Annotated in this window: 6 protein-coding genes; 4 read left to right on the forward strand and 2 right to left on the reverse strand. The window is 46.8% G+C overall.

Features of this window, described 5'->3' with window-relative positions:
- Positions 1–18: 18 nt before the first annotated feature.
- The gene (locus tag LJ740_RS22270) at positions 19–987 is read right to left on the reverse strand and encodes a tyrosine-type recombinase/integrase (RefSeq protein WP_229531347.1); all 969 of its coding nucleotides are present in this window, start codon (positions 985–987) and stop codon (positions 19–21) included.
- A 216-nt stretch (positions 988–1,203) separates the two neighbouring features.
- Entirely contained in the window at positions 1,204–2,067 is an 864-nt protein-coding gene (locus LJ740_RS22275) for a YicC/YloC family endoribonuclease (protein ID WP_229531348.1), read from the reverse strand.
- Positions 2,068–2,273: 206 nt separating this feature from the next.
- On the opposite strand from LJ740_RS22275, the gene LJ740_RS22280 reads away from it, so the two are divergent.
- The 4 genes from LJ740_RS22280 (at position 2,274) to pyrE (ending at position 7,711) form a co-directional block, all read left to right on the forward strand.
- Positions 2,274–4,220 (forward strand): alpha/beta hydrolase family protein, encoded by a 1,947-nt coding sequence (locus LJ740_RS22280; RefSeq protein WP_229531349.1) that lies wholly within the window; start codon positions 2,274–2,276, stop codon positions 4,218–4,220.
- A gap of 69 nt (positions 4,221–4,289) precedes the next feature.
- Positions 4,290–6,227, forward strand: a complete 1,938-nt coding sequence (locus LJ740_RS23395; RefSeq protein WP_229531350.1) for an alpha/beta hydrolase family protein — start codon at positions 4,290–4,292, stop codon at positions 6,225–6,227.
- Positions 6,228–6,336: 109 nt separating this feature from the next.
- Complete coding sequence (gene rph / locus LJ740_RS22290; protein ID WP_229531351.1) at positions 6,337–7,050, forward strand: ribonuclease PH; 714 nt, start codon at positions 6,337–6,339, stop codon at positions 7,048–7,050.
- 19 nt (positions 7,051–7,069) lie between these two features.
- Complete coding sequence (gene pyrE, locus LJ740_RS22295) at positions 7,070–7,711, forward strand: orotate phosphoribosyltransferase (RefSeq protein WP_229531352.1); 642 nt, start codon at positions 7,070–7,072, stop codon at positions 7,709–7,711.
- Positions 7,712–7,730: the final 19 nt, after the last annotated feature.

Genomic DNA, 7,730 nt, shown 5'->3' on the forward strand with positions numbered 1-7,730 from the left:
CATAATTCTTAGTTATGCTTACTTAAGAGATAGCTTTCCTCTGACGTTTGCTGCAGTCACTTTCTCCTGTAGAATATTGTCACTTACGTGGGTATAGATTTCGGTTGTAGAGATGCTGCTGTGACCCAGCAGTCTTTGTACAAAACGTATATCAAGGCCTGAGTCGAGCAGTTCACAAGCAGCGCTATGGCGTAGCATGTGCGGTGTCACCTTCTGGCTTATCTTAGCTTTTTCTGCAATATTTTTGATGAGCTTGCGTAAGAACTGAGTTGAAGCTGGTTTACTTCTGCTATTAATGAGGAAATTGTCTGTATCGGGGTTTAACTCTTGCCGCAATATAATATAGGTTTGCAACAATTGGTTGAGTTCGTCATCGGGTATGTATACGTAGCGCTCACGACTGCCTTTTCCTAAGATTTTAATTTTCTGCTTTGGGAAACTGATGTCAGCTATTTTTAAGCGGCTTAATTCGCCTACGCGGACACCAGTAGCGAGCATTACTTCAAGAGCGACTAATACGGTATAATCATTAAGCTCTCTCTTATGTAAACCTGTCAATTTTGTCTGTAACAAAGCATGATCATTTATTCTCAGTAAAGGACAGCGACGCCTGGCTGTAGAGATCATCTGTATAAGGTTATTGGCTTCGACATTTTTGGGAAGCAACCTTGGCAGTTTGATTTCGAGTTTAACCTTATGAAAGGGATTGGCTTCTATTGCCTCCTCCAATTCCAACCATCTGAACATGGCTTTGACGCAAGCGAGTTTTCTTTTGATCGACGTAGGGGAAAGTTCAAGTTCAATTAGCCAAATATGAAAACGTTTAATTTGCTCCTTGCCTATTGCTATTGTTAGTGCGTTGCTACCGATGCATGCTTTGAACTGTGCGAGATCAATTTCGTAGGCTTTCAGTGTGTGGGCGGATAGGTTTTTTTGCTTTTCACAGACTTTTAGAAACTGACTGCAGACACAGTTTAACGTTTTCATAGGTGATAGTGTTTTATAGAAAAACGCTATATTACTGTTTATTAAGAAGATTTTTCCAGTTTATAATTGTTGGGTCTGATAATTTACCGGTTTGTGGGGTTGCATTGGCAAAATGGCCGTCGTTGTTCTGAGAAGTTATTGATGGAGCAGTAACGCTATATCAGAAAGGCTTCCTGAAAGACATGCTGGAAACCTTTCATCAAGGTGTTTCAGATATCATTCAATATTCTGAATTTGCTCGCGCATCTGTTCGATTAGAACCTTAAGCTCAACTGCCGATTGAGTGATGTCGGCGTTGATGGATTTTGAACCCAGGGTGTTTGATTCGCGGTTGAATTCCTGCATCATAAAATCCAGGCGTCGGCCACAGGCGCCGCCTTTTTTCATGATTTTTTGGGTTTCTGCTACGTGAGCTTTCAGGCGATCCAGTTCTTCTGCAACGTCCAGCTTTTGCGCCAACATCACCATTTCCTGCTCAACGCGGGTTTCTTCCAGCTCTACTTTGGCCTCTTCAAAGCGGGCGATAAGTTTATCCTTTTGCCACTGGATCACTTCTGGCATGTGATTGCCGACTTTATCTACTTCCACCAAAATGGCATCAAGGCGCTGATTGATCATGGCGTCAATGGCTTTACCTTCACTGGCGCGAGCTTGCAGAAAATCTTGTAAGGCGTCATCCAGACCTTGCAATAGCGTGTTTTGGATGGTGTCCATGTCTGCTTCTTCGGTGGCTACCACGCCGGGCCAACGCAAAATGTCTACGGGATTGACGCCGGTGGATTGACCGTGAGACTGCACCCAGTCAGCGGCTTTTAACAGTTGTTGCGCCAGGTCTTTATTCAGAGTGACATTGTTGACTGTGGCATCTTCGGTGCTGAAGCGCAGTGCACATTCTACCTTTCCGCGCGCCAGTTTGGCGCGAAAGCGTTCCCTTAAGATGGGTTCCAGTCCCCGAAACTGTTCAGGCAGGCGAAAATAGGTTTCCAGAAAACGCTGATTCACAGAACGAATTTCCCAAACTGCGGTGCCCCAGTCGGCTTTAATTTCTTTACGGGCGAAGGCGGTCATACTGTGGATCATGAGCTGAGTTCTTTACTGAATTGGAAAGCAGTCATGGTAACGTAAAGCGCTCTGCAGGCAAAGAGCTATTTTATGGAAGCCCTTGTTTTACAAGCTCTGCGGAGAAATGTCCTAATTTTTATAAAGGGTGTCTTTTTATTGCTATCCGTTGTCTGTACCATTGCGCTAGATTAAGGAATCATATCTATTTATACAGGAGTTTTGCTATGCGAAAGGGAATATATACAGGGATCGTGCTATTAATTCTGGCGTTGTCTCATCAGGTCATGGCGGTCTCGCCCGGGGACTTTGCCCGAGGTAATCAATATTATTCCGCAAAGGTTTCGCCAGACGGCAAGTATCTCGCCGTGGGAGTTCTGGAAGACACAGAGCGCAAGTTACTGGTGCTGGATACTCAAACCTTTAAAGTAGTTGGCGGCGCCAACCTTCCATACCCCCGCCAGGTCGGCCCTTTTTATTGGGTAAACAATGAGCGCCTGGTCATCAAAATCCTGCAAGCCCGAACATGGGAAAGTGAACCACTCTATTATGGTGAGTTGTTTGCGGTGAATTACGACGGTGACAAGGCCAAAAACATTTATGGCTACGACGTAATAGAAAAGGCGGCAGGCAGCAATATTCGGCGCGGTACTGCCACCCGCGGCTGGGCGGAAATAGTCCACTTTTTACCGGATGATGAAGATCACATTCTGATCAGTTCAACACCCGCCTCGAAAGATTCGTCTCGCCCCCCTGAGCTGCGCAAACTCAATATCTACAATGGCAAACTAAGTTCGAAAATTGCGCGTTCTCCTCTCCCGGCAGGTGTTTTTGATGTCGACAGGGCAGGGCAGTTGCGTTTTGTCACAGGCGTGACCGAAAAAGGCGAAAAACAATTTTTTAGCTATGATGCGGAATCGCAAGAATGGCAAACCAACAGCGACATCAATATTGGTGACGGTTTTGCTACTTACAGTTTTGACGCAAACAATGAACACTTGTTTTATGTAAATGACGCCGATACCGACAAACAAGGGGTGTTTAAATACAACCTGAAAACCGGTGAGTCCAGTAAGGTTTATGTCGATCAAAAGGTGGATATTACCGGTGTTGCTATCACCGATGATAAAAGTGCCGTTTATGGCATTCGCATCGACAATGGCTATCCTGAATATATTTTGTTTAACGATCAGGAAGATGACGTAGCGGTCTTTAAATCCTTACTGGCGACATTTGTCGGCCAAGAAGTGACTATTGTGAGCAAAAGTCGCGATGAAAAATTCTGGGTGGTGTTTGTTAAATCTGATACATCTGCAGGAACCTACTATTTATTTGACCGCGAAAACGTGGCCATTCAGATATTGTTTGACGTATTCAATGCGGTGCCCAAAGAGCAAATGGCCAGCACGCAGCCAATCTGGTTTGAAGCTTCAGATGGTGTGGAGATTCCGGGTTACCTGACGTTACCTAAAAAGGCCTCGGGTAAAGTACCTTTGGTTACGTTAGTGCACGGCGGCCCGCATGGTCCAAGAGACTATTGGGGCTTTGACCCTGAAGTACAGATGTTAGCTAATCAGGGCTACGCGGTATTGCGTGTCAATTTCCGTGGTTCAGGTGGTTACGGGCAGGACTTTGAAAAGGCCGGACACCGCCAGTGGGGTGACCGTATCCAGAAAGACATCATTGAAGGTACTCGCTGGGCAATGGCGTTGGAACAGGTCGATCCGGAGAAAGTTTGTATTATGGGAGCCAGCTTTGGAGGCTATTCAGCCGTTCAGTCGGCCACGCTGGCCCCCGAATTATTTGACTGTGTGGTTGCTACCGCCGGGGTCTTTGATTTGCAGATGATGTTTGACGAGGGGGATATCCCGGAATTGTTTTTTGGTGAAAGTTTTCTGGAAAAAGTACTGGGTGAAGACGAAGCTGAATTAAAAGCCTTTTCTCCGGTCAACCGGGTTACTCATTTGCAGGCGCCGGTATTAATTGCCCATGGCAAGAAAGATCGACGGGTTCCAATTGAACAGGCCGAACAATTGCGAGATGCCCTGGAAGAGCACGATAAGCCCTATGAATGGTTTGTTCGTTCCAGCGAAACACATGGATTCTTTGATGAAGACAATCGTGCCGAGTATTTTGAGACCGTTGCAGGCTTTTTGCGGCAGTATCTGAAATAAGCTGCAACAAGTGGGCTAATTCATAATATTATGGCCGCTGCTTTTTGAACGTAAAAAGGAATATTTATCGTGCGGCTACTATTGTGTTTATGGGTGTTTTCTTCAGGTTTGCTGGCGGCCGAGCCTGTAAGACCTTCGGATTTTGCTAAAGACTACACAGTTTCCAACGTCAAAATATCACCGGATGGTGAACATCTTGCCGTTCGGGGAATTTTTGCGGGTGAGAGACAACTTGCCATGCTGAATAGCCAAACCATGGAAAAAGTAGGCTATCTCAAATTTCCCGAACCTCATCAGGTGGGCGAGTTTTTCTGGGTTAACAATGAACGCTTGTTAATCAAGGTGTTAGCTACATCGGTGGCCCAGGAGGAGCCGCTCTACTACGGTGAGTTATATGGCATCAACGTTGATGGCAGCAAGGGCGACCTGTTATATGGCTACCGCTTAAAGGGGGGCGCCGGTTCACTTAAGCTTACAGTCAAACGCAAGACACGAGGCTGGGCTGATTTAGTTCACATACTGCCAGATGATGACAAGCATGTACTGATATCTTCCGAACCATACTCCGATGATGGTTCCAGATTCGCTACTGTGCATAAGTTAAATGTATACAGCGGTAAAACCAGCGGAAATCTGGCCAGGTCACCTGTGCCAGGCGCGACATTCTTTTCAGATAGCACGGGGGCTGTGCGTTTTGTTCAGGGCACAAGTGAATCTAATGTCAGTGAGTTTTATCAGTGGCATGACGCTGAAGAAGACTGGCAGTTGATGCCACAATTTAGCGGAGATAACGCCTTTTTCCCGTTAGCCTTTGCTGGGGATGATCAGCGATTTTTCTACTTAAGCGAGGGTGACAGAAGTTCTCAGGGAATTTACCAGTGGGATACTAAAACCCAGACCAGCGCGCATTTGTTTACCGATAAGGATGTCGATATTACCCAGGTAATGTTTGCCAAGGACATGAGTTCGGTATACGCGTTGCGCGTGGACGTAAGTTACCCGGAGTACATCATTTTCGATAGCGAAGCGCAAGATGCCGCCATGTTTCGGGCGTTGTTGGGGGCGTTCCAGGGACAGAATGTTTCAGTGACCAGTCGCACCAGAGACAGCAAACTTTGGGTTCTGCGGGTCAGCTCTGATGTTTCTCCGGGAAGCTTCTATCTGTTCGATAAATCGAAGAAGAGCCTGAAAAAAGTCTTTTCGATGTTTGATGCGGTACCTGCTGACGTGATGTCTCCGATGGAGTACATCACGTTCAATGCCTCTGATGGACAAAAGATACACGGTTATCTGACTATTCCGGCTAAATCGGACAAACCTGCTCCACTGGTGACCCTGGTTCATGGTGGGCCTCATGGTGTCAGGGATTACTGGGGATTCGACCGGGAAGTACAGATGCTGGCAAACCAGGGGTATGCGGTTTTGCAGCTAAACTACCGTGGCTCAGGTGGCTATGGAACCGCATTTCAGGAATCAGGCTATAAAGAGTGGGGCAGACGCGTACAGCAAGATATCATTGAAGGTACGCAGTGGGCTTTGGCTCAGCCAGAAATAGATAATGATCGAGTCTGTATTATGGGAGCCAGCTTTGGCGGTTATAGTGCGGCACAGGCCGCTACGCTTGCTCCTGATTTATTTGATTGTGTAATCGCTACTTCAGGCGTATTTGATCTGAATATGATGTTTGAAGAAGGGGATATTCCAGACCAATATTTTGGAGAAGAATTTTTAAAAATGGTGTTGGGGCTGGATAAATCGCTGCTCGATAGTTTTTCTCCGGCAAAAAGAGCGGCACTGATTAAGGCTCCGGTATTGATTGCGCATGGCGAAAAAGACCGACGCGTCCCATTTGAACAGGCTGAGGCATTTAAAGCGGCGCTCACCCAATCCGGAAAAGAATTTCAGTGGTTTGTCAGAGCCACTGAGACCCATGGCTTTTACGGCGAAGACAACCGGGGCATGTATTTTGAAAAAGTTGCCTCGTTTTTAGAGCAACACTTAAAGTAGCACTTTCTGCTTTATATATTCATAATTGTCTGATCAAAGGGTAAACTACCTGTTCGAGGGCCAGTTTACCCTTTTTTATATTTACCTCTTAATAAACAGGAGCTTTTCAATGCGTCCAGGTGGCAGAACCGCGGGTCAAATCCGACCCATCACCATTACCCGTAACTTTACATGTCATGCCGAAGGGTCGGTACTGATTGAAGTTGGCAATACCAAGGTATTGTGTAACGCCACTGTGGAAGAAGGTGTGCCACGTTTTATGAAGGGCGAAGGCCGCGGTTGGGTAACAGCGGAATACAGTATGTTGCCACGAGCTACCCATACCCGTTCACAGCGTGAAGCTGCACGCGGTAAACAAGGTGGTCGCACCATGGAAATCCAACGTTTGATCGCCAGAGCACTGCGTGCTGCCGTGGATTTAAAAATGTTGGGTGAAAATACCATCACAGTGGATTGTGACGTGATTCAGGCTGATGGTGGTACCCGTACTGCTTCTATCACCGGTGCCTGTGTGGCAATTGCGGATGCACTGAGCTGGATGCGCAAAAAAGGCATCATCAATAACAACCCAATGAAATGCATGATTGGGGCGATCTCAGTAGGTGTTTACAAAGGTGAGCCGGTTGCCGATTTGGAATACATCGAAGATTCAGCCGCGGAAACCGATATGAATGTGGTCATGACGGATACCGGCAAACTGATTGAAGTGCAGGGCACTGCCGAAGGTGAACCTTTCAGCTTTGAAGAAATGAACCAAATGCTGACCCTGGCGAAACAAGGCCTGGTGGAAGTATTTGATGCTCAGAAAAAAGCGTTAGCTTAATTTTCCGGAGGTCGATTAAATGCAAGCCTATCAAAAAGCCTTTATTGAGTTTGCTCTGGAGCGCAATGTGTTGCGTTTCGGTGAATTTACGCTGAAATCGGGCCGTAAAAGCCCTTATTTTTTTAACGCCGGGCTATTTAACACCGGCCGTGATCTCGCCAAATTAGGTCAATACTATGCCGAAGCGCTGCTGGCTGCCAACATAGAATTTGATGTGCTGTTTGGTCCGGCTTATAAGGGGATTCCCATTGCAACGACCACGGCTGTAGCGCTGGCGGAAAAGCATGATATTGATACGCCTTATTGCTTTAACCGCAAAGAGAAAAAAGAGCACGGCGAGGGCGGTAATCTGGTGGGCAGTCCACTGGAAGGTCGCGTAATGCTGGTGGACGATGTGATTACCGCAGGTACGGCAATTCGCGAGTCTATGGCGTTACTGGACGAATGCGGTGCGTCGTTAGCAGGCGTGCTGATTGCACTGGATCGTCAGGAAAAAGGTAAAGGTGAGCTGTCTGCTATTCAGGAAGTCGAGCGGGATTTCAATACTCAGGTGGTATCTATCGTCAGCCTGGCTGATCTGATTGAGTACCTGAAAGACAAGCCTGAGATGGCGCAGCATCTGGAAAATATCACTCAATACCGTGCCAGCTATGGTATCTGAAGTTCAACCTGCGCAGCTA

This window comes from Planctobacterium marinum, assembly GCF_020687805.1.
Lineage (GTDB): Bacteria > Pseudomonadota > Gammaproteobacteria > Enterobacterales > Alteromonadaceae > Planctobacterium > Planctobacterium marinum.